General features: G+C 76.1%; 18 protein-coding genes. 12 read left to right on the top strand and 6 right to left on the bottom strand.

Going from position 1 to position 20,202, the window contains the following annotated elements; translation table 11 throughout:
• The first annotated feature begins 1 nt into the window (after window position 1).
• The 7 genes from ACPCUX_RS11525 to ACPCUX_RS11495 all read left to right on the top strand — a co-directional run bounded on the left by ACPCUX_RS11525 (window position 2) and on the right by ACPCUX_RS11495 (window position 8,789).
• The gene (locus ACPCUX_RS11525; protein WP_423388788.1) at window positions 2-925 is read left to right on the top strand and encodes a class I SAM-dependent methyltransferase; all 924 of its coding nucleotides are present in this window, start codon (window positions 2-4) and stop codon (window positions 923-925) included.
• A gap of 8 nt (window positions 926-933) precedes the next feature.
• Window positions 934-1,917, top strand: coding sequence for an NAD(P)/FAD-dependent oxidoreductase (locus ACPCUX_RS11520; RefSeq protein ID WP_423388787.1), 984 nt, complete (start codon window positions 934-936; stop codon window positions 1,915-1,917).
• A 155-nt stretch (window positions 1,918-2,072) separates the two neighbouring features.
• Window positions 2,073-3,881, top strand: coding sequence for a pyruvate dehydrogenase (locus ACPCUX_RS11515; protein WP_051028717.1), 1,809 nt, complete (start codon window positions 2,073-2,075; stop codon window positions 3,879-3,881).
• Window positions 3,878-5,500, top strand: a complete 1,623-nt coding sequence (locus ACPCUX_RS11510; protein ID WP_423388786.1) for a RecQ family ATP-dependent DNA helicase — start codon at window positions 3,878-3,880, stop codon at window positions 5,498-5,500. Before ACPCUX_RS11515 ends, ACPCUX_RS11510 begins: the two co-directional genes overlap by 4 nt.
• A gap of 64 nt (window positions 5,501-5,564) precedes the next feature.
• Entirely contained in the window at window positions 5,565-6,584 is a 1,020-nt protein-coding gene (locus tag ACPCUX_RS11505) for a phosphotransferase family protein (RefSeq protein ID WP_423388785.1), read from the top strand.
• Between the two features lie 144 nt (window positions 6,585-6,728).
• Window positions 6,729-7,199: an NfeD family protein gene (locus tag ACPCUX_RS11500; protein WP_021482495.1), complete on the top strand. Its 471-nt coding sequence runs from the start codon at window positions 6,729-6,731 to the stop codon at window positions 7,197-7,199.
• A 120-nt stretch (window positions 7,200-7,319) separates the two neighbouring features.
• On the top strand, window positions 7,320-8,789 hold the full coding sequence (locus tag ACPCUX_RS11495) for a flotillin family protein (protein WP_034652746.1): 1,470 nt from the start codon (window positions 7,320-7,322) through the stop codon (window positions 8,787-8,789).
• 94 nt (window positions 8,790-8,883) lie between these two features.
• On the opposite strand, the gene ACPCUX_RS11490 is transcribed toward ACPCUX_RS11495, so the two are convergent.
• The gene (locus tag ACPCUX_RS11490; protein ID WP_076403802.1) at window positions 8,884-9,780 is read right to left on the bottom strand and encodes a GAP family protein; all 897 of its coding nucleotides are present in this window, start codon (window positions 9,778-9,780) and stop codon (window positions 8,884-8,886) included.
• 171 nt (window positions 9,781-9,951) lie between these two features.
• Here ACPCUX_RS11490 and ACPCUX_RS11485 point away from each other — a divergent pair, with 171 nt between their 5' ends.
• Together ACPCUX_RS11485 and ACPCUX_RS11480 are read left to right on the top strand one after the other, a co-directional pair.
• A complete protein-coding gene (locus tag ACPCUX_RS11485; RefSeq protein ID WP_423388784.1) occupies window positions 9,952-11,328 on the top strand; it encodes a sensor histidine kinase in 1,377 nt (458 codons plus the stop codon).
• Window positions 11,325-12,068, top strand: coding sequence for a response regulator (locus ACPCUX_RS11480; protein WP_423388783.1), 744 nt, complete (start codon window positions 11,325-11,327; stop codon window positions 12,066-12,068). The genes ACPCUX_RS11485 and ACPCUX_RS11480 overlap by 4 nt, the downstream gene beginning before the upstream one ends.
• Before the next feature lie 44 nt (window positions 12,069-12,112).
• On the opposite strand, the gene ACPCUX_RS11475 is transcribed toward ACPCUX_RS11480, so the two are convergent.
• From ACPCUX_RS11475 to ACPCUX_RS11465, 3 genes are read right to left on the bottom strand one after another with little or no spacing between them, the layout of a single operon-like run.
• Window positions 12,113-12,976, bottom strand: coding sequence for a carbohydrate kinase family protein (locus tag ACPCUX_RS11475; protein ID WP_085386721.1), 864 nt, complete (start codon window positions 12,974-12,976; stop codon window positions 12,113-12,115).
• Window positions 12,976-13,641: a pentapeptide repeat-containing protein gene (locus tag ACPCUX_RS11470; RefSeq protein ID WP_415297740.1), complete on the bottom strand. Its 666-nt coding sequence runs from the start codon at window positions 13,639-13,641 to the stop codon at window positions 12,976-12,978. The genes ACPCUX_RS11475 and ACPCUX_RS11470 overlap by 1 nt, the downstream gene beginning before the upstream one ends.
• A gap of 42 nt (window positions 13,642-13,683) precedes the next feature.
• Window positions 13,684-15,012 carry an MFS transporter gene (locus ACPCUX_RS11465; RefSeq protein ID WP_253705747.1) on the bottom strand — a complete coding sequence of 443 codons (1,329 nt, stop codon included), beginning with the start codon at window positions 15,010-15,012 and terminating at the stop codon, window positions 13,684-13,686.
• 200 nt (window positions 15,013-15,212) lie between these two features.
• Here ACPCUX_RS11465 and ACPCUX_RS11460 point away from each other — a divergent pair, with 200 nt between their 5' ends.
• Window positions 15,213-15,785, top strand: coding sequence for a SigE family RNA polymerase sigma factor (locus ACPCUX_RS11460; protein ID WP_043657404.1), 573 nt, complete (start codon window positions 15,213-15,215; stop codon window positions 15,783-15,785).
• On the top strand, window positions 15,782-17,146 hold the full coding sequence (locus tag ACPCUX_RS11455) for a hypothetical protein (RefSeq protein WP_423388782.1): 1,365 nt from the start codon (window positions 15,782-15,784) through the stop codon (window positions 17,144-17,146). The genes ACPCUX_RS11460 and ACPCUX_RS11455 overlap by 4 nt, the downstream gene beginning before the upstream one ends.
• 10 nt (window positions 17,147-17,156) lie before the next feature.
• Here the strand turns inward: ACPCUX_RS11455 and ACPCUX_RS11450 are convergent, their stop codons facing one another.
• Complete coding sequence (locus ACPCUX_RS11450; RefSeq protein WP_081600354.1) at window positions 17,157-18,110, bottom strand: sugar phosphate isomerase/epimerase family protein; 954 nt, start codon at window positions 18,108-18,110, stop codon at window positions 17,157-17,159.
• A 154-nt stretch (window positions 18,111-18,264) separates the two neighbouring features.
• Between ACPCUX_RS11450 and ACPCUX_RS11445 the strand changes: the two genes are divergently transcribed.
• Window positions 18,265-18,534 carry an HPr family phosphocarrier protein gene (locus tag ACPCUX_RS11445; RefSeq protein ID WP_034650738.1) on the top strand — a complete coding sequence of 90 codons (270 nt, stop codon included), beginning with the start codon at window positions 18,265-18,267 and terminating at the stop codon, window positions 18,532-18,534.
• A gap of 44 nt (window positions 18,535-18,578) precedes the next feature.
• Here the strand turns inward: ACPCUX_RS11445 and ptsP are convergent.
• Window positions 18,579-20,202 (bottom strand): phosphoenolpyruvate--protein phosphotransferase (ptsP, locus tag ACPCUX_RS11440; protein ID WP_423388781.1); only part of this gene is annotated, 1,624 nt, incomplete at its 5' end.

Genomic DNA, 20,202 nt, shown 5'->3' with positions numbered 1-20,202 from the left:
CATGGACCTCCCCGCCGCCGGGCGCCCCGCGCCCACCCCCGACGCCGCCGCCGCGGTCTCCCCGCACCGCGACGGTCACGCCCCGGGGCACCCCGCTGAGCACGGCCACTCCCACGGCCACGGCGGCCACGGCCCGCACGACGGCGCCGGGCTGGCCGAGCTGCTCGAGCTCGACGCGCTGGTCTTCGCCGGTCTCCTCGACGAGGCCGTCGCGGTCGCCGTCGGGCACGCCCCGGCCCCGACGCACGCCGTCGTCGACCTCGGCGCGGGGACCGGCACCGGCACCCGGGCGCTCGCGCGGGCGTTCCCCGACGCCGAGATCGTGGCGGTCGACGCGGACGCCGCGATGCTCGACCGCCTGCGCGCCCGGCTCGCCGGGACCGGTCTCGCGGACCGCGTGCGCACCGTCGCGGCCGACCTCGACGCCGGCTGGCCTCCGGTCGGCGTCGCGGACGTCGTGTGGGCGTCGGCCTCGCTGCACCACGTCGCCGACCCGGCGCGCGTCCTGCACGACGCCCGCGACGCGCTCGCCCCGGGCGGCTTGCTCGTCGTCGTCGAGATGACCGCGACGTCGCCGGTCCTGCCCGACGACGCGGACCACGCCGACCTCACCGCGCGCCTCGAGCGCGCCATGGCGCACGCCGGCTGGAACCGCTACCCCGACTGGACCCCGTACCTGACCGACGCCGGGCTGGAGGTGGTGGACCGGCGCGAGCCGACCGCCGTCGTGCCGCCGGGGCCGGAGACGTCCCGCTGGGCGCACGCCACCGCGCTGCGCCAGCGCGAGCACCTGGCGGACCGGCTGGAGCCCGCCGACCTCGCCGCGCTCGACGCCGTGCTCGCGGCGACCGCGCCCGGCACCACCGACCACACCGTCCGCGCCCGGGGCGGCCGCGTCGTCTGGGCCGCCCGCCGCCCCCACTGAGGAGAGTCATGGACACCACCGAGAAGAACGCCCCCTACGACGTCGCGATCGTCGGCGGCGGCCCCGCCGGGCTGAGCGCGGCAGTGACGCTCGCGCGGTCGCTGCGGTCCGTCGTCGTGCTCGACGCCGGCGAGCCGCGCAACGCGCCCGCGGAGGGCGCGCACAACCTGCTCGGGCGCGAGGGAGTGCCGCCGCGCGAGCTGCTCGCCACCGGCCGCGCCGAGGCCGAGGGCTACGGCGCCGAGGTCCGCGACGCGCGCGTCGCCCGCGCCGACGGCGACGCCGGGTCCGGCTTCACGCTCACGCTCGACGACGGCGGGACGGTCCGCGCGCGCCGCGTGCTGCTCGCGACCGGCCTCGTCGACGAGCTGCCCGACGTCCCCGGGGTCCGCGAGGGCTGGGGGTCGAGCGTGCTGCACTGCCCGTTCTGCCACGGGTGGGAGGTGCGCGGGCAGCGGATCGCGGTGCTCGCCACCGGGCCCGCCGCGGCGCACCAGGTGCTGCTGTTCCGCCAGCTCACCCCGCACGTCACGCTGTTCCAGCACACCGCCCCCGAGCCCGACGACGCCACGTGGGAGCAGCTCTCGGCGCTCGGCGTGCGCGTGGTCGAGGGGGAGGTCGCGCGGCTCGACGTCGACGGCCGGTCGGTGCGGTCGGTCGTGCTCGCCGACGGGACGTCGTTCCCGGTGGACGCGGTCGTCGTCGGGCCGCGGTTCGTCGCGCGCGGCGAGCTGTTCGAGCAGCTCGGCGGGACGCTGGAGGACCACCCGGCGGGCCGGTTCGTGCCCGCCGACCCGCGCGGCGCGACCGCCGTGCCGGGCGTGTGGGCCGCCGGCAACTCGAGCGACCTCATGGCGCAGGTCGGCGCGTCGGCGGCGGCCGGGGTCATGGCCGGCGCGGGGATCCACGGGGAGCTCGCGCAGGCCGACGCGGCGGCGGCCGTCGCACGACGCCGGACGCCGTTCGCGGCGCACGCCGAGCCCGCGCTCTGAGGCGGCGGCCCGAGGCACCGGGCCGGGCCCGCGGCCGGGAACGACCGCAGGCCCGGCCGCGCGGAGGGTGACGCACGAGACGCCCGCTCGCGCTGCGCGGCGGGGCGGCCCGTCGCACGATGGAGGACGACCCCAGCCCACCGTGGAGGTACGTCATGCCGTTCGGAATCGGTCGGTCCCCGCAGGACAAGCGCAACCGCACGGTCGCCGACCTGCTCGTCGCGCAGCTCATCGAGGCGGGGGTGCGCCGGATCTACGGCATCGTCGGCGACAGCCTCAACCCCGTGGTCGACGCCGTGCACCGGTCCAACGCGGGCGAGAACGCGGGCAAGGGGATCGAGTGGATCCACGTGCGCCACGAGGAGGCCGCCGCGTTCGCCGCCGCCGCCGAGGCCGAGGTCACGGGCAGCCTCGCGGTGTGCGCGGGGTCGTGCGGGCCGGGCAACCTCCACCTCATCAACGGCCTGTACGACGCTAACCGGTCGCGCGTGCCCGTGCTCGCCATCGCGAGCCACATCCCGAGCAAGCAGATCGGCACCGGGTTCTTCCAGGAGACCCACCCCGACCGCCTGTTCACCGAGTGCTCCGTCTACTCGGAGATGATCTCGAGCGCCGAGCAGGCGCCGCGCGTCATCAACTCCGCGATCCACCACGCGTACGGCGCCCGCGGCGTCTCCGTCCTCACGCTCCCGGGCGACGTCGCCGACCTCGACGCCCCGGCCGCCGTGCCCGACGTCGCGTGCCGGCCCGCGCCCCCGCGCGTCGTCCCCGACGCGACCGCCGTCCAGCAGCTCGCTGACGCGATCGACGCCGCGAAGAAGGTCACGATCTTCGCCGGCGCGGGCGTGCGCGGCGCGCACGACGACGTGATCGCGCTCGCCGACAAGATCGCCGCGCCCGTGGGCCACTCGCTGCGCGGCAAGGAGTTCATCCAGTACGACAACCCGTTCGACGTCGGCATGTCCGGCCTCCTCGGCTACGGCGCCGCGTTCGACGCCATGCACGACTGCGACCTCCTCGTGCTGCTCGGCACCGACTTCCCGTACGACCAGTTCCTCCCGGAGTCGGTCCGCACGGCGCAGGTCGACGTCGACCCGACCCACCTCGGGCGGCGCACGCGCCTGGACCTCGCCGTCGTGGGCGACGTCGGCGAGACGGTGCGCGCGCTCCTGCCGCTCGTGAAGAAGGCGCGCTCGCGCAAGTTCCTCGACTCGATGGTCGCCAAGCACGAGAAGGCGATGACCGGCGTCGTCGGGGCGTACACGAAGAAGGTCGAGCGCACGACGCCGATCCACCCCGAGTTCGTCGCCGACACGCTCGACCAGGTCGCCGCCGACGACGCGGTGTTCACCGTCGACACGGGCATGTGCAACGTGTGGGCCGCGCGGTACATCACGCCCAACGGGAAGCGCCGCGTCATCGGGTCGTTCATCCACGGCTCGATGGCCAACGCGCTCCCCCACGCCATCGGCGCCGCGGCCGCCGGGCGTGCAGGGGGCCGCGAACGCCAGGTCGTCGCCATGGCCGGCGACGGCGGCCTCTCGATGCTGCTCGGCGAGCTCGTGACGCTCAAGCACTACGACCTGCCGGTCAAGGTCGTCCTGTTCGACAACGCGAGCCTCGGCATGGTGCGCCTCGAGATGCTCGTCGACGGGCTGCCGATGTTCGGCACCGAGTCGCCGCCCGTGGACTACGCCGCGGTCGCGAACGCGATCGGCATCCCGGCGGTGCGCGTCGAGAAGCCGAAGGACCTGCGCCGCGCGCTCCAGGAGGCGCTGAACCGGCCGGGGCCGGCGCTCGTCGACGTCGTCACCGACCCCCGCGCGCTCTCGATCCCGCCGAACATCACCGCGGGCCAGGTCCGCGGGTTCGCGGTCGCGATGAGCAAGGAGGTCCTCGGCGGCGGCATGGGCGAGGTCGTCTCGATGGCCCGCGCCAACCTGCGCAACGTGCCCCGCCCGTGACCGACGAGCCCACCCTCGCCGACGTCCGCGACACCGCCCGGGAGGTCTTCGGCTACCGCGACCTGCGCCCCGGGCAGCGCGAGGCGATCACCGCGCTCCTCGACGGCCGCGACGTCCTGCTCGTGCTGCCCACGGGGGCCGGCAAGTCCGCGGTCTACCAGCTCCCCGGCCTCGAGCTGCCCGGGCCGACGCTCGTCGTCTCGCCGCTCATCGCGCTCCAGCAGGACCAGGTGCGCTCCCTCCTCGAGCTCGGCGACGACGACGCGCGGGCCGCCGCCGTGAGCTCGGCCGTGCCCGCAGCCGAGCGCCGCGCCGCGCTCGAGGCCGCCGCCGCGGGCGAGCTGGAGTTCCTCTTCCTCTCGCCCGAGCAGCTCGCCAACGAGGAGGTGCTCGACGCCGTCCGCGCGGCCCGGCCCAGCCTCGTCGCTGTCGACGAGGCGCACTGCGTCTCGACCTGGGGGCACGACTTCCGGCCCGAGTACCTGCGCGTCGGCGAGCGCCTCGACACGCTCGACCCGCGACCGCCCGTGCTCGCGCTCACCGCGACAGCGTCCCCGCCCGTGCGCGAGGACGTCGCCGAGCGCCTGCACCTGCGCGACGCCGCGGTGATCGTCCGCGGGTTCGCCCGCCCGGGGATCGCGCTGGAGGTCGTGCGCACGGTCGAGGCGGCGGACAAGGACCGCGCGGTCGTCGAGCGGGTGCGCGCGGAGGCCGAGCACGGCGTGGGGATCGTCTACGTGGGCACGCGACGTCGCACGACCGAGGTCGCCGACGCGCTCGCGGAGGCGGGCCTGCGCACCGCGGCCTACCACGGCGGGCTGCGGCGGGCCGAGCGCGACGAGGCCCAGCGGCGGTTCACGGACGACGAGGTGGACGTCGTCGTCGCGACGTCCGCGTTCGGCATGGGCATCGACAAGCCGGACGTGCGGTTCGTCGTGCACGCGGACGTCCCCGGTTCCCCGGACTCCTACTACCAGGAGGTCGGCCGCGCGGGCCGCGACGGCGAGCCCGCCGTCGCGGTGCTGTTCTACCGGCCGGAGGACCTGGGCCTCCAGCGCTACTTCGCGGTCGGCGTGCCCGACCGCGACGACCTCCGCGAGGTCGCGCGCGCCCTGGGCCGGGGCGGCCCGGCGTCGGGCACGTCGTCGTCAGGAGGGCGCGCGCGGCTGCCCCGGCGCCTCGCGCGCCTGCGCGCGCTCGTGGAGGACGCGCGGGCGCTCGCCGGCGAGGACGCGCGCCCGGGTGCGGTGGCCGACGTCGCGCACGAGCTCGCGGAGGCCCGCCGCCGGGTCGACGACTCGCGTCTGCAGATGATGCGCGCGTACGCCGAGACCCCGCAGTGCCGCCGCCAGTTCCTGCTCGCCTACCTCGGCGAGGAGCTGCCCGAGCCGTGCGGACGCTGCGACACCTGCTGGGCCGGCACCGCGGAGGAGCGGGCCGCCGACGACGCGTCCGCGCCGTGGTCGACGGGCACGACGGTGCGGCACCCGGAGTTCGGCGAGGGGACCGTCATGGGCTACGAGGGCGACGACCGCGTGACGGTGCTCTTCGAGACGCACGGGTACCGGACCCTGAGCCTCGACGCGGTGACGGACCAGGGCCTGCTCACGGCGTCCTGATCCCCGCCGGTGGCCGGCGCGGGCACGCGTCCGGCGCCGCCGCCCCGGCCGGTAGCATCGCCGCGTGCTCACCAGGACGACGGTCACGGACGACCAGCTCGCGGCGCTCGTGGCGCCGCTCGGCGAGGCGCTGCGGTCCGAGCCGCTGAGCGGCGGGATGTTCGCGAGCGTCTTCGCGGTCGACCTCGCCCCACGGCCGGGCGCGGCGCCCGACGACGTCCCGGGCCGCGTCGTCGTCAAGGTCACGGGCGCCGACACGTCCCGGCTCCTGCGCTACGAGCACGGCATCCCGGGGACCGAGGCGGCGGCCTACCGGGCCGCCCACGACGCGGGCCTGCCCGTCCCGCAGGTGCTGCACGCCGACCTCACACGCGAGCACGTGGACGGCGACGCGCTCGTCGTGACGTTCCTCGACGGGACCCTGTGGAGCGCGCGCGAGGCCGACGCGGCGGAGTCCGCCGCCGTCCGCCGCGGGCTCGGGTCCTTCATGGCGCGGCTGCACCGGATCGCGGGCGACCGGTTCGGCTACCCGGCGCCCGCGTCGGACCTCGCGGCCGCGACCTGGCCCGACGCCGTCGCGCGCATGGTCGACGCCGTGCTCGACGACGCGCGCACGTGGGGGGTCGAGCTCCCGGAGGCCCGGGTGCGCGACGCCGTCGCTCGGCACCGCGAGGTCCTCGCCCGCGTCGAGGTCCCCCGGCTCGTGCACGCGGACCTGTGGGCGGGGAACGTGCTGCTCGCGCCGGACACCCCGCGGATCGTCGGCGTGCTCGACGCCGAGCGGTCGCTCTGGGGCGACCCGCTGTTCGAGCTCGCGGGCGCCGACCAGCTCGGTGCCGGGCCCGTCGACGCGGACCTCCTCGCGGGCTACGCCGCCGAGGGCGGCGACCTGGGCCTCGGCGACGGCACGCCCGGCAGCGGCGACCCCGCCGCGTGGACGCGCCTGCGCCTGTACCGCACCTACCTGTCGTGCCTCCTCGCGGTCGAGGTGGTGCCGCGGGGCTACGAGGGCGACTGGGTCGAGGGGTACGCCGGCACGGCCCGCGCCAACCTGCTGCGGATGCTGGACGAGCTGGGCGTCTGAGACTCCCCCGTGGGGAGTCCTCCCCATGTGACGTACCCCCGGATCGCCCCACGGCACGGTCGGGTCACGGTAAGGTGTGCGTACGTTCACGACAACTCCACACGCCACTCCCGCGCCGTGGCCACCCGTCCGAGGGGACCTCGCATGATCGCGTTCATCGTCATCGGCATCGCCGGACTCGCCCTCCTGCTCCTCTCGCTGCTCGTCGGCGAGATCGTCGACCTGGGTGACGGCGCGGTGTCCGGGACGACGCTCGGCGTCGGTGGCGTGGTATTCGGCGCCGTCGGCGTGATCGTGGCCTCCAACGACCTGCCGACCTGGCTCGCGTACGTCGGGTCCCTCGTCGTGGCGCTCGTCGTCATGGTCCTCGTCCAGCTGCTGGTCAAGAACCTGCGCGCGTCGGAGGACGGCGTCCCCGTGTCCCTCGTGGGCGTCCAGGGCACCGCGACCACCGCGATCGACCCCGCGCGCGGCGAGGTCTCGCTCGACGCGGCGCACGAGCTCGAGCGCCGCCTCGCGTGGTCCGACGAACCGATCCCGGAAGGCGCGCGCGTCGTCGTGCTCGAGCAGTCCGGGAGCCGCGTGCGCGTCCAGCGGCACTACCCCAACGACTGAGGTCCGACGGACCGACCACGACGCCCCGCGCGTCGTCCCGTGGGTGCCGCGCACCCGCACGACTGCCGCACGTCCTGACCTGCCCGCACCCACGGAAGGAGACGCGCCCCGGCGCGGACCATGTTCGACGACACGAACCTCATCACGACCCTGGCGATCGTCGCCCTGGTCATCGCGTTCTTCGCGGTGGTCATCTTCATCAGCAAGCGCATCCGCCGCGTCCCGCCGAACGAGGCCCTGGTCATCGTCGGCCGCGGCGCGGGCCGCAAGGAGGCCGGGGGCAGCGGGCAGAAGGTCGTCGTCGGCGGCCGCACGTTCGTCTGGCCGATCCTCCAGCAGGGCTTCTCCATCTCGCTCGAGCAGCGCCAGATCGGCATCACGGTCGAGGGCGTGGACAAGAACCGCATCAAGATCGCCATCAAGGCGTCGATCAACTTCAAGGTGCGGGGCGACGAGGAGGGCGTGCGCCGCGCGGCCCAGCGCTTCCTCTCCCAGCAGGGCACGCTCACCGAGATCATCAAGGAGTCGCTCGAGGGCTCGCTGCGCTCCATCGTCGGCGACATGACGATCGAGCAGATCATCTCCGACCGCAAGGGCCTGTCCGACCGCGTCGTCGAGTCCACGAAGGCCGACCTCTCGGAGCAGGGCCTCCAGGTCGACCTGCTCAACATCTCCGACATCTCGACGCCGGGGTCGGACTACCTCGCGAACCTCGGGCGCGCCGAGTCGGCTCGCGCCCGCCAGGTCGCCGAGGTCTCCGAGGCCGAGGCGCAGCGCGCCTCGGAGTTCGCCGTCATCGAGGCGGCCGAGCAGATCGCCGAGCGCCAGAAGGCCCTCGACCTCAAGCGCGCCGCGATCAAGGCCGACACCGACCGCGCCAACGCCGAGGCCGAGGCCGCGGGCCAGCTCGCGCGCGCCGAGCAGGACCGCCTCGTCGCGCAGCAGGAGCGCGAGGCGCTCGCCGAGCAGGCGCGCGTGACGCAGGAGCGCCTCGACATCGAGGTCCGCAAGCCCGCCGAGGCCAAGGCGTACGCGGAGGTCCAGGAGGCCAACGCGCGTCGTGACGCCGCGAACGCCGCCACCGAGGCCGACGCGTACAAGCGCACCGTCATCGCCGAGGCGAACAAGACCGCGGCCATCCAGGACGCCGAGGCGTCCGCGCAGGCCGTGCGTCGTGCCGGTGAGGCCGAGCGCGACCGCCAGGTCGCCCTCGCGGCCGGTATCCGGGCCGAGGGCGAGGCCCGCGCAGCAGCGATCGAGGCCGAGGGTCGCGCCGAGGCGGCGGCGACCGACGCCAAGGCCGACGCGCTGCAGAAGTACGGCGAGGCGGCGCTCGTCCAGGAGCTCATCGAGCGCCTGCCCGAGATCGTGCGGGCCGCGGCCGAGCCGATCGGCAACATCCAGGGCATGACCGTCGTCTCGACCGACGGCGCGTCCGCGCTCACGAAGAACGTCGCGTCCGTCCTGGGCGAGGGCCAGGGCGTCATCAAGCAGCTCACCGGCGTCGACATCAACCAGCTCATCGCCAACCTCGCGGGCACGCAGCTCGCGGGCTCGGGGGACGCGCCCACCAACGGCACGTCGCACTGACCCACCCCGCCGAGCATGCGGCCGTGGCCCGTCCGGACCTCCGGGCGGGCCACAGCCGCGTGGTCGGCGAGCCGGCCGGCAGAACCGGGGCCGGTCAGGCCCAGCCGAGGCGCCCGAACGCGTTGAGCGCGAGCAGCACGCCGAGCGCCCCGAGCACCCAGCCCGTCATGTCTGTCGCGTTCTTCGTGAGCCACCGGTCGAGACGGTGCAGCACCGGGTCGACCGCACGCGCCGCGACGAGCCGGCCGAGCAGCAGCAGGAGCGCGGGCGCGACCATGACGACGCAGTACGCGGCGAGGATCGCAGCGTTCCCGGGCCAGCCGACGTCGGACGTCGTGACGATCCCGATCGCGGCGAGGTACGGCAGCATCGTCCCTACCTCGATCGCGACGGCACCGAGGGCCAGCCCCATGAGCGGCAGCACCGACGAGCGCGTCCGGACCACCCCGGTCCCGACGGCGTCCGCCTCGATCCCGAGCGCACGCTCGCGCCACCGCGAGAGCCTCCCCGGACGCGGGGGCGCCGACGGCGCCCCTGGCCCGGCGGTCCCGGCACCGGCACCGGTCCACGGGCTGGGCCCCACGGCGTCGGGCCGGCCGGCGGCGGACGGGGCGGCGTCGGACTGCGCGGCCTTGCGCGCCGCGCGCTTGCTGTCGAACCGGAAGCTCAGCGCGAACAGCCCGATGCCCAGGAGCAGCTGCACGATCGCGGCGGCGCGTGTGTCGAGCGCGTCGCCGAACCGGTCGAGGAACGCGCCCGCGCCGAGCAGCACGACGATCCCGACGGCGAGGTAGAACCCCGCCACCGTGCCGAGGTACACGAGCACGCGCCCCGCACGTAGCCGCCCGGGCGCGAGCAGGAGCCACACGGGGATGAGCAGCGTGCCGAAGCTCGTGGAGTCGATGAGCGCCAGCACGACGAGCACGCCGGCCATCGCGGCCAGGCCGAGGCCCGGACCGCCGACGGCGTCGAGGTCGAGGGGGAGGTCCATGCCCCCGAGCCTCCCGTCCGGCGACCGGCGCGTCGTCCGGCGAACGACCGATCTGTGCTCCCCGTCGCGGGGCCGCGGAGACGGAAGAGGGGCGTGGTGCCGGGGGCGGGCGCGGGCGTCGTACACCGTTCGACGGATCCGTCGCCAGGCGGGCTGTGCTGGGATGGGGGCGTGAGCACGCACGACGACGGGACGCAGGACGCGCGCGCGGCCGCGCCCGGGCGCTCCGGGCGCTGGCGCGCGGCGGCCGGTTCCCTGCGCGGCGTGTGGCGCATAGAGGACCGGCGCAACGACCTGTTCTCCGCCGCGACGACGTTCGTCCTCGGTTGGGTGCTGCTCGAGGTCGGGCTCGTCGGCATCGTCCGCGCGTCGTTCGTCGTGGAGCCCCCGCACGCCTGGTGGCGGGTCGCGCTGCTCGGCGTCGGGTGCCTCCTCATCCTCGTCAAGCGCGCGCACCCGATCCTCGCGCTCCTCGGCGGGGTCGTCGTCACCGCCGTCGACCTGCGGTGGGGCGGGAGCCTCGCCCTCATGCTCGTCCTGTGGGACCTGCTGTACGCCGCGGCGCTCTGGTCGCGGCCCCGGGCGCGCGCGTGGCTCTGGGGCGTCGCGGCGACGGTCGTGGCGGTGGGCGCCGTCGGGGCGGGCGAGGCCACGCGGGACGTGCGGGAGTTCGTGTACATGGGGCTCCAGCTCAGCGCGCTGCTCCTCGTGCCGATGTGGTGGGCCACCAACGTGCGCACCACGAGCGAGCTCGCCGAGGTCGCGAGCGAGCGCGCCGACCTCGCCGCGCGCGAGGCCGAGGCGTCGGCCCGCACGGCCGACCTGGAGCGCCAGCGCGCGAGCGACCTCGAGCGCATCGCGCAGCTCGACCGGCACGAGGCCGTCCGCGCGGAGCGGGCCGCGATGGCGCGCGACCTGCACGACGTCATCGCGTCGCACCTGTCGACCATCGCCATCCACTCCGGCGCCGCGCTCGCCCTCCCGCCCGACGCCGCGAAGGACCGCGCCGCGCTCGAGCAGGTGCGCGCGAGCGCCGTCGCGTCGCTCGACGAGATGCGGTCCATGATCCTGCTGCTGCGCACGGAGGGGCGACGCGAGGACGGCGGTGCGTCCGACGCCGTCGTCGCCCCCGGCCGCCTCGCCGGACTCGACACGCTCCTCGCCGCCGCACGCGCGACGACGACCGTCACGCTCCACGACCCGGACGGTGTCGCCGCGTCGCCCCTGCCCGCGGCGGCGGACCAGGCGCTGTTCCGCATCGCGCAGGAGGCCGTGACGAACGCGCTCAAGCACGCGCCCGGCGCCCCGGTCGTCGTCGAGCTCTCCCGGCACGGGGCGGCCGTCGTGCTGGAGGTGCGCGACGACGGCGCCCCCGGCTCCGGGACGGTCGAGGCGCCGCTGAGCGCCGGCACCGGCCTGCTCACGATGCGTGAGCGCGCCGACGGTCTCGGCGGCACGTGCAGCGCCGGCCCGCTGCCCGCGGGCGGGTGGTCCGTGCGCGCCGAGATCCCCGTGGCCGGGCTGCCCGTCGAGAGGCAGGACGCGTGACGCGACGACCGGTCCGGGTGCTCCTCGCCGACGACCACGCCGCCATCCGGGCGGGCCTGCGCCTCCTGCTCGACGCCGCGCCCGACGTCGAGGTGGTCGGCGAGGCCGCGGACGGTACCGCCGCCGTCACGAACGCCCGGGCGCTGCGGCCCGACGTCGTGCTCATGGACCTGCGGATGCCGGGCGTCGACGGCATCGAGGCGACGCGCGTCATCACCGGCGAGCGCCTCGCCGAGGTCCTCGTGCTCACGACGTTCGACCTCGACGAGTACGTGGACGGCGCGCTGCGCGCCGGGGCCGCGGGGTTCCTCCTCAAGTCCGCCGAGCCCGCCGCACTCATCGACGCCGTGCGGCGCGTCGCCGACGGAGACGGCGTCCTCGCACCCGAGGTCACCCGCCGACTCCTCGTCGCGTTCGCGCGCGACCCCGTGCCCGACGCCGCCCCCCGGCCCCACTCGGGATCGCGCCCGGGCGGCGCGGACGGTCCCGGGGACCCCGCGGCGTCGGGCGGCGGGGGCGTCGTCGACGACCGGCCCGACCCGCGGCTCGCCGACCTCACGCCGCGCGAGGTCGACGTGCTCGCGGCGCTCGGCCGGGGCCTGTCCAACCAGGGCATCGCGACCGACCTCTACATCACCGAGGCCACGGCCAAGACGCACGTCTCACGCGTGCTCGCGAAGCTGGGCGTCGCGACCCGCATGCAGGCGGCGATCGTCGCGCGGGACTCCGGCCTCGCCTGACCGCCCCCTGCACCCGACCGCCGACCACGCGACCGAGGCCGAGGTCAGGCCGGGGCGAGGTCCGGGCTCTGCACGACAAGGGCGGCGTGCCGGGCGCCCGCGCGCATCGCCTCCTCGACGCCTGCCCCGCGCAGGTGCGCGTCGAGGAACCCGGCGAAGAAGCCGTCGCCGGCGCCGTTCGTGTCGACGACGTGCGGCACGGGCTGTGCCGGGACCTCGACGAAGCCGCCCTCCGGCGTGAGCGCGACCGCGCCGCGCGAGCCGTGCGTGCAGACCACCAGGCGCGCGCCCGCCGCGACCCGGGCGGCCATGAAGCCGCGCCAGTCGTCGAGCCGGTCCCCGCTGAGGAACACGTGCGTGCCCGCGTCGACCCAGGGCCGGTGGAACGCGGACTCCCCGTCGTAGTCGTGCAGGTCGACCCAGACGTCGCGACCGCGAACCACCGCGAGGTCGAGCACCGGGAGCGCGGGCACCGCGAGGTCGACGACGACGGCCCGCGCCGCGTCGAGCGCGGCGACCGTGGCGTCCCACGCCTCGCCCTGGGCCGGGACCTCGCCCGGTGCGCGCAGGTAGACCGAGACCCGGCCGCCGTCGTCGTCCATGAGGTTGAGGTGGCTCTCGGTGCGGCCGTCGGGCGACGGCTCCGCGAGCACCCGCACGCCCGCGCCCTCGAGCACGGACCGGACGCGCGCGCCGTCGTCGTCCGTCCCGAGCACGGTGCGCAGGAGCACCGACCGGCCGAGGCGCGCGAGGTTGAGCGCCTTGCCCGCGGACGTGCCGCCGACCGTGTGCCGGTGCGACCGCGCGAACACGGTGTGCGGCGTGGGGGCGGGCAGCTCGTCGAGCTGGACGAGGAGGTTCCACGACGCCGGCCCGGCCACGAGGACCTCGGCCTGCGGGGCCGCCATCAGTCCGTCACCGTGATGCCGAGGCTGTGGGCGAACGTCGCGGCCAGGCGGGCGAGCTGCATCGAGTCGATGGTCGATCCGCGCAGCGACTCGATGCCGCCGAGCTCGTCGATCTCGGCACCGCGCAGGTCAACGTGGGCGAGCGTGGCGCCCTGCACGTCGAGCCGGCGCACGCGCGTGCCCTCGAACGCGACGCGCAGCGCGTCGGACGCGACGAGGTCGAGCTCGTCGATCGTGCAGTCGGTGAACACCACGTCGCGCAGCGACGCGCCCCGCAGGTTGACGAACCCGAGCTTGCAGCCGACGAACCGCACCCCGGCCCACGACGACTCGTAGAGCTCGGCGGACCCGAGGCGCGCGCCCCGCACCTCGACCTCGCGCCACCGGCCGCGCGTCCCGCGCACCACCGGGACGTCGAGGCGCCCCAGCACGACCGCCGTGAGCGTCACCGCCCCCAGGTCGGCCTCGTCGGCGCGCACCTGGTCGAGCCGCGTGGAGAACACGGTCGCGCCGTGCAGGTCGAGCCGGTCGAGACGGAGGTCCGTGATCTCGAACCCCTCGAGGTCGGCCTCCGCCTCGAGGTCGTAGGCGTCACCGGGCTGGAGGTCGTCCAGGACGACCGGGTCGATCGCAGGTGGTTCGGTCGTCGGCTTCTTCGGGGGCACGCCCCGAGCCTAGGCCGGGCCGCCCACGCGGCGAGGAGCGGCTCAGGGCTCCGGGTGCAGGGCGTCGTAGCGCCAGAACCGGCGCTGGGCCCGCACGACGAGCCACAGCACGACGACGCACGCGACACCGCCCGCGACGGCGGCCCACGCCTCCCCCACCCAGGTGGCCTGCGCGCCGAGCACGAGCTCGCCGAGGCGGGGCCCGCCCGCGACGACGACGATGAACACGCCCTGGAGACGGCCGCGCATGTCGTCGGGCGTCGCGGTCTGGAGGATCGTCTGGCGGAACACCGCGCTCACGGCGTCGGACGCGCCCGCGAGCGCCAGCGCGACGCTCGCCGCGACGACGCCGCCCACGAGGACGGTCGTCGGGGTCGTCGCGCCCACGCCGAGGAGCACGACGCCGAACAGCCCGATCGACAGCCCGTAGGCCGTGATCGCCCACACGATGACGCGGCCCTGCCACCGCACGCGCGACAGGCCGCCGGAGAACACGCCCGCGAGCACCGCCCCGACGGCGAACGCCGCGGTGAGGACGCCCGTCGTCGCCTCGCCGCCCCCGAGGAACACGACGCCGGCGGCGGGCAGGAGCACGCGCGGCGAGGCGAGCACCATCGCGGCGAGGTCGACGAGGAACGTCGTGCGGACGTTGGGCTGGGTCGCGAGGTACCGCAGGCCGTCGACGACGGACCGCCACCCCACGACGCGGCGCCGACGCCCTGCGGGGGCGGCGGCTACGGCCGGGGCGCCGGGCCCGGCGGGCAGAGGCGGGATGTCGGGGAGCCGCCACACGGCCCACAGCGCGGCCGTGAACAGGACGGCGTCGATCGTGTACGCGACCTGGTAGCCCCACAGCGCGACGAGGAACGCGCCGCCCAGCGGGCCGACGGTGAGCGCGACGTTCCACGCGATCGTCTGGAGCGCGTTCGCCGCGGGCAGGAGCCGGGGCTCGACGAGGCGCGGGATGATCGCGGAGCGCGCCGGGTTGTTGATCGCGAACGCGGCGGACTGCGCCGCGACGAGCGCGTAGAGCACGCCGACGGAGTTCAGGTGCAGCCACGCCTGGACGGCGATGAGCGCGGTGACCACCCACAGCGCCGTCGAGGCCGCGAGCGCGACCTTGCGGCGGTCGTACGCGTCGACGAGCGCGCCGCCGTAGAGCCCGAGCACCACGAGCGGCACGAGCGCGCAGAGGCCGAGCACGCCGACCGCGAGCGACGAGCCCGTGAGCGCGTACACCTGCAGGCCGACGGCGACGACCGTGAGCTGCGAGCCGAGGTTGGAGATCCCGAGCCCCCACCACAGGCGGCGGAACGGCGGGGAGATGCGCAGCGGGGTCGTGTCGGCGAGAAGACCGTTGACTCGAGCCACGACCGCCGAGCCTACGTCAGCCGGCCGGCCGCGCGGGCAGACCGGGCGCGCGACCGCCCCGGGCGTCGACGGTGGCATCCTGGGCGATCCCTGCGAGCTCCCGGAGAAAGGTGGAACCCGTGGCACCCTCCGCTGCGTCTAGCAGTCGTGAGGAACCGACGTCGGCCGAGGTGCCGACCGCAGCAGGGGGGCGGTCGGCGATGACGGACGTCGCGACCGAGCGGTGGGGCGGCGCGCCCGAGGTGCAGGTCGTGCGCGTCGGCCTGACCGCCGAGGAGCGCTTCACCGAGTTCGCCCGGACGAGCTCCGCCGACCTGTACCGGTACGCGTACCTGCTGTGCGGGGACGCCCACCGGGCGCACGACCTGGTGCAGCTCGCGCTCGAGCGCACGTTCCGCGCGTGGACGCGCGTGGGCGACGGGCAGCCGTTCGCCTACGCGCGGCGCGTCGTGGTGACGGCTCGCATCGACTCGTGGCGGCGCACCCGGAGGGAGGTCTCCGTGGAGCACGACACCCTCGTGGGTCTCGACGTCCCGGCGACGGGCGACTCGTCCGGGATCGAGGACCGGGACCGGGTCGTGCGGGCCCTGCTCGCCCTCCCCGTCAAGCAGCGGCGGGTCGTCCTGCTGCGCTACGTCCTCGACCGGTCCGAGGCCGAGACCGCCGCGGAGCTCGGGATCGCGGTCGGCACCGTGAAGTCGACCGGGTCCCGGGCCCTGGCCCGCCTGCGCACCCTGATCGCACCCGAGCACGGGACGGAGACCGAGCGATGAGCACGACGCCGGAACGCAGGACCCCGGACGACGAGGACCTCGTGGAGCGGGTGCGCGCCGCGCAGACCGCCGTCGAGGTGCCGCCCACGCTGGACCCGGACGCTCTGGCGCACCGCGCGGTCCGGCGCGTGCGGGCACGACGGCGCGTGGTCGCCGCGAGCGGGTCGGCCGTCGCCGTGGCGGCGCTGGTCGCGGTCGCGGCGCTCCTCCCCGGGGCCCTGTCCCGCGGGTCGGCGCCGGCGCCCGCCCTCGCGGCGGCCCCCGCGCGGACCACCGCACCGGCGTCGGAGGGACCGGCCCCCGCTCCCGCGGCGCCGCCGCAGGAGCCCGCACGCTACCTGCCGGTGGGCGACGGCGAGCTTCCGGCGCTGCCGGGTGTCGAGCACGGCGTCGTCGGCACGCACCACGGGGACTACACCGTGCAGGGCGGGCTCACGTACACGCTGCCCCCCGGGGGGTGGGAGGTCGAGGGCGAGGCGTTCGGCGAGCCCGCGTCGGTCCGCTGGAAGGGCCCGGAGCACTGGGCCCCCCCGGGTTCGGAGATCCCCGCGGACGCGGTCCCGCCGCCCATGGTCGACTCCGGCGCCACGGTGAGCATCGACGTCGACCCCGGGGCGGCGTCGTGGGTCGTGCCGGCCCGGGACTCCGGGGCCTGGACGGTCGAGGTCCCCGGCTCGGACTTCGTCGTGGTGACGCGGGGCCCGTCCGACGACCCGGACCTCGCCCGCTGGGAGGCCCGGGTCCGGAACGGGGGAACGGGCTGGACGATCCGCCTCGACTTCACGGACGACGCCGTGGGCGACGAGCTCGCCCGCAACTTCCTCGGCAACCTGTGGTTCGAGGCCGAGGGCGCGCCGGAGTGGTTCAGCCCGACGTACACGTACCCGGAGATCGGCCCGCTCACCACGGGCACGCCCGCCGGGTGGCAGACGGCCACGACGGGCACCCTCTCCTACGCCGTGCCGCCGGGCTGGACCGTCGCCGACGTCGAGGGCAACTACGGTCCCGGCGTGGAGTGGACGGGCCCGTTCGCCACGAACCCCGGGCCCATCCAGGACGGCACGTCCCCCGACGTGCACTGGAACATGTTCGTCCAGCGAGGCGGCTCCGGGGCGCGCGCGTTCGACTACTCCGGCGAGGGGTGGCACGGGCAGCGGATCGAGGTCCCGGGCGCCGACTTCGCCGAGCTGCTCCTGTCCCAGGGGCCGTTCTGGGCGGACGACGGGATGTCGGCGCTCAGCGCGGACGTCCGGGTCCACGGCGCGGACGGCGGAGAGAACCTCATGCTGATGATCTCGCTGCCCGGTGACGACGCGGGGCTCGAGACGCTGCGCGGGATTCTCGGCTCGCTCCGGTTCTGACGCTCCGCCGTCAGCCGGTGCCGGCGCTGCCCGCGGCGTCCTCCGCCGCGGCGATCTCGCGCGCCTCCGCCTCGCCCCACGCGTCGACGTGGCGGTGCGGAGGTCCGGGCGGCGGCGAGTACCCGGGGTGCGGCCCGGGCGTGAGGTAGGTGCGCGCGAAGAACAGCGAGGCGGCGAGGTCCTCGCGCCGCTCGGCCGCGGTGCGGGCGCGCCGCGTCGAGATCTCGACGACGACGTCCCCCTCCCAGCCGCGGCGCACGAGCTCGGCGAGGACGAGGTCGCACGGCTGGTCGCCGCGCCCGGGGACGAGGTGCTCGTCCGTGATGGACGACGACCCGTCCGCGAGGTGCACGTGCGCGAGGCGGCCGTCGAACACGTCGAGCAGCGCGAGCGCGTCCTGCTGCGCGACGGCGGCGTGCGACAGGTCGAGCGTCACGTGCTCGTAGCCGTGCTCGGACGGGTCCCAGCCGGGGAGGTACGCCTGCATCTCCCGCTTGCGGCTGCGCCACGGGTACATGTTCTCGACGGCGATCGTCACGCCCTCGGTCTCGTCGAGCTCGCCGACGAGATCCTCGAACTCGCGCGCGTACCGGTACTGCCAGCGGAACGGCGGGTGCACGACGACGGTGCTCGCCCCGACCTCCTGCGCCAGCTCGACGCTGCGCCGCAGCTTGGGGCCGGGCGACCGTCCCCACACGCGCTGGCTCACGAGGAGCGTGGGCGCGTGGATGCTGCGGATCGGCACGTCGTGCTCGGCGGAGAGCCGGCGCAGCGCCGCGGCGTCCTGCGTCGTCTCGTCGGACCACACCATGACCTCGACGCCGTCGTACCCGAGGTCGGCCGCCGCCTCGAAGGCGTACTGGGCCTTGCGCGGGTAGACGCTCGCCGTGGACAGCGTGACGTGGATGCGCGGCTGCTCCCCCGGTGACCGGGGGGCCTCTCGCGGCGTCGTCGCGTCTGACATGCCGGTCACCCTAGACCCGTCCGCTGTGGCCCACACCAGCGGGCGGCCGGCGCCGACGACGCCGCGCCGCGCGGAGGGCTTCCGACCCTCCCCTTTCCGGGCCGGATCGCCTAGGATGCACTGGTCCAGACCACCTGTCTGCCGGAGGAACACCATGGACCGTGCCGTCGTCGTCGCGATCACCGAGGGCCTGCATGCCCGCCCGGCCGCGCTCTTCGTCAAGACCGCCGCCGCCCAGCCCGCGCCCGTGCGCATCGCCAAGCCCGGCGGCGACGCCGTCGAGGCGGCGAGCATCCTCGGGGTCATGACGCTCGGCGTCTCGGCCGGGGACGAGGTCGTGCTCTCGACCGACGCCGACGGCGACGACGCGAGCGCGTCGATCGACGCGCTCGTCGCCTTCCTGGAGCAGACCGAGGTCGCCTGACGCCGTGCCCGGCCCCGTCGTCGCGGGGCCGGGCACGGAGCTCGTCACAGACCCAGCTCGTCGAGCACGGGGAGCCGGGCGCGCACCGCGGCGCGCGCAGCGTCGGGCGTGGGCTGCTGCAGCGCGAGGAACGCGAGCTCCTCGCACTCCTGCGACGTCGTCGCGGCCAGCACCGCGGCGACGTCCGGGAGCGCGCGCGGCGTCATGGACAACGACGTCACGCCGAGCCCGACGAGCACCGGGGCGAGCACCGGGTCGGCCGCGGCCTCCCCGCACACGCCGAGCGGTCGCCCGTTGAGCGCCGCGCCCGAGCCCGTGGCCCCGACGAGCGCGAGGACCGTCGGCTGCCACGCGGTGGACAGGCGCGCGAGGTCGGAGACCTCGCGGTCGGCCGCCATCGTGTACTGCGTGAGGTCGTTCGTGCCGATGCTCGCGAACGCCGCCCTGGCCAGCACCCAGCGCGCGCCGAGGGCCGCGGCCGGCACCTCGATCATCACGCCCGCCGTCGCGAGGCCGTGGTCCGCGCACAGCGCGACGAACGACTCCGCCTCGTCCGGCGTCGCGATCATCGGCGCCATGACCCACACGTCCGCCGCCTCCGCCTCCGCCGCGCGCGCGACGGCCGTGAGCTGGCGGTCGAGCACGTCGGGGTGGCGGCGCGCGGTCCGCAGGCCGCGCACCCCGAGCGCCGGGTTCGGCTCGGCGTCGGGCGTGACGAACGGGAGCGGCTTGTCGGCGCCCGCGTCGAGCGTGCGCACGACGACCTTGCGGCCCGGGAACGCGGCGAGCACCTCCCGATAGGCCGCGACCTGCTCGTCGACCGTCGGCTCGACCGTCCGGCCGAGGAAGCAGACCTCGGTGCGGAACAGCCCGACACCCTCCGCGCCCGCCTCGGCGGCGGCGCGCGCGTCCGCGCCGTCCGCGACGTTGGCGAGCAGCTCCACGCGGCGGCCGTCCGCCGTCCGCCCGGGACCGTCGAGGCGCCGCCGGGCGCGGCGCGCGCCTCGGGCCGCGACGACCGCCGCCACGTCGTGGTCCGACGGGTCGCGCTCCACCGTGCCGAGGCCGCCGTCCACGAGCACGGTCTCGCCGTCGCGCAGCGCGAGCGCGCCCTCGACCGCGACGACGGCCGGGATGCCCAGGGCGCGCGCGAGGATCGCGGTGTGCGACGTCGGCCCGCCGCCGCGCGTGACGACCGCGAGCACGCGCTCGGGGTCGAGCTGCGCCGTGTCCGCGGGCGCGAGGTCGTCGGCCACGAGCACGAAGGGATGACCCGGGTCGGGCACACCCGGCACGGGGAGGCCGAGAAGGGTCGCGACGATCCGGTCGCGCACGTCCCGCACGTCGCGCGCCCGCTCGGCGAGGAGGCCGCCCAGCGCCTCGAGCCGCCCGACGACGACCCCCGCCGCGTCCCACACGGCCCGGGCCGGGGTGGCCCGCTGCTCACGCACCCGCCCGACGGCGTCGCGCGCCAGGGCGGGGTCGGCCGCCATCGCGGCGGTCACGCCCAGGACCTCCGCCGCGGTGCCCTCTGCCCGCGCCGCGCGGGCCGTGAGGTCCTCCTGGACCGTCGTCACCGCCGCGAGGACCTGCGTCACCGCGAGGTCGACGTCGGCGTCCGACGCGTCGGCGGGCAGCGGCGCCGGGCCCGGCTCCGCGACCGAGCCG

Origin of the sequence: Cellulosimicrobium sp. AB352, from assembly GCF_049538415.1 — a bacterium.
GTDB lineage: Bacteria > Actinomycetota > Actinomycetes > Actinomycetales > Cellulomonadaceae > Cellulosimicrobium > Cellulosimicrobium funkei.
Note: the sequence above shows the minus strand (reverse complement) of the source record. Positions and strands in the feature narration are given on the sequence as shown.

Bases quoted from the DNA above. Each gene is read 5' to 3' on its own strand.
- ACPCUX_RS11525 (WP_423388788.1), top strand. From the start codon at position 2: ATGGACCTCCCCGCCGCCGGGCGCCCCGCGCCCACCCCCGACGCCGCC.
- ACPCUX_RS11520 (WP_423388787.1), top strand. From the start codon at position 934: ATGGACACCACCGAGAAGAACGCCCCCTACGACGTCGCGATCGTCGGC.
- ACPCUX_RS11515 (WP_051028717.1), top strand. From the start codon at position 2,073: ATGCCGTTCGGAATCGGTCGGTCCCCGCAGGACAAGCGCAACCGCACG.
- ACPCUX_RS11500 (WP_021482495.1), top strand. From the start codon at position 6,729: ATGATCGCGTTCATCGTCATCGGCATCGCCGGACTCGCCCTCCTGCTC.
- ACPCUX_RS11495 (WP_034652746.1), top strand. From the start codon at position 7,320: ATGTTCGACGACACGAACCTCATCACGACCCTGGCGATCGTCGCCCTG.
- ACPCUX_RS11490 (WP_076403802.1), bottom strand. From the start codon at position 9,780: ATGGACCTCCCCCTCGACCTCGACGCCGTCGGCGGTCCGGGCCTCGGC.
- ACPCUX_RS11475 (WP_085386721.1), bottom strand. From the start codon at position 12,976: ATGGCGGCCCCGCAGGCCGAGGTCCTCGTGGCCGGGCCGGCGTCGTGG.
- ACPCUX_RS11460 (WP_043657404.1), top strand. From the start codon at position 15,213: ATGACGGACGTCGCGACCGAGCGGTGGGGCGGCGCGCCCGAGGTGCAG.
- ACPCUX_RS11455 (WP_423388782.1), top strand. From the start codon at position 15,782: ATGAGCACGACGCCGGAACGCAGGACCCCGGACGACGAGGACCTCGTG.
- ACPCUX_RS11450 (WP_081600354.1), bottom strand. From the start codon at position 18,110: ATGTCAGACGCGACGACGCCGCGAGAGGCCCCCCGGTCACCGGGGGAG.
- ACPCUX_RS11445 (WP_034650738.1), top strand. From the start codon at position 18,265: ATGGACCGTGCCGTCGTCGTCGCGATCACCGAGGGCCTGCATGCCCGC.